Genomic DNA, 1,104 nt, shown 5'->3' with positions numbered 1-1,104 from the left:
GGCGGTTTCAAGGTTGAAGCGCAACAGCGAATTTAATGTTTAGAGCCCTTACGTTGAGCTGCGGAAGCGAGTGTGGCGGCAAAGACCTCGAGTGGCGAATGGAAGGCGTGAGTGGCGCGAGGCCTACCGTTCAGACTGTCGGCAATGGCGTCAAGTTCGTCCTGACTGTAGACCGAAAGGTCGGTGCCTTTTGGCAGATACTGTCGCAGCAGTCCGTTAGTGTTTTCACAAGTGCCGCGTTGCCATGGGCTGTGCGGGTCGCAAAAGTACACCTTCACACCGGTAGCGGCGGTGAGCTCTACATGTCGCGACATTTCCTTGCCTTGGTCGTAGGTGAAGCTCTGCCGTAATGGCTTGGCAATTAATTTGAGTTTGGCAGAGAAGCCTGCCAGCGCGGAAGCAGCCGTGGCATCTTCCATCTTAGCCAGCAGCACCAGGCGGCTTGTCCGTTCCACCAGCACTCCGACTGATGACGCATTGTTGGCGCCCTTGATGAAGTCGCCCTCCCAGTGTCCGGGCAGCAGTCGGTCTTCGATTTCGGGCGGCCGCACATGAATACTGACCATGTCGGGAATCTGTCCGCGTCGGTCTGTACCCCGTGTGCGCGGCATGCGCGTGCTGTGGCCGTGGCGCAGGCAGGCGATGAGCTGACGGCGCAGTTCACCGCGCGGCTGGGCGTAGATGGCGGTGTAGATGGTTTCGTGCGAAACCTGCTGAGTCGGGTCAGTCGGATACATACGCTTGAGTGTGCCCGATATCTGCTGGGGTGACCATTTCCATTCGAGAAGGGTGAGGACGACGCGCCAGCAAACCCCATGCGGGCAGAGCTTCGTAGGACGGCGACCCGCATTGCGACGCGCGGCGCTGAGCGCTTCTGCAGGTACGGACGCGTAGCCAGCGGGAGAACAATTTCGCCTCAGTTCACGGCTTACGGTGGCTGGCGAACGGCCGAGTATCCGGGCCATGGCCCGGATACTCGAACCCTGCAAATGCAGGCTCGCAATGGTCAGGCGCTCTTCGGGTTGAAGCTGTTGATACTGAGTTCTTTCGTGCATCGCAACACCTTATACGAAACGGGTGTTGCACTTCGGATTTGAGGCCGCC

The 1,104-nt window shown here is 59.2% G+C and carries 1 protein-coding gene; it reads right to left on the bottom strand.

What is annotated here, in order from left to right; genetic code table 11:
• Positions 1–32: 32 nt before the first annotated feature.
• Positions 33–1,055: an IS30 family transposase gene (locus tag AWB72_RS28325; protein WP_087129220.1), complete on the bottom strand. Its 1,023-nt coding sequence runs from the start codon at positions 1,053–1,055 to the stop codon at positions 33–35.
• Positions 1,056–1,104: the final 49 nt, after the last annotated feature.

The organism is Caballeronia concitans, assembly GCF_001544615.1.
Classification (GTDB): domain Bacteria; phylum Pseudomonadota; class Gammaproteobacteria; order Burkholderiales; family Burkholderiaceae; genus Caballeronia; species Caballeronia concitans.
This window is presented reverse-complemented; position numbering and strand designations above follow the sequence as displayed.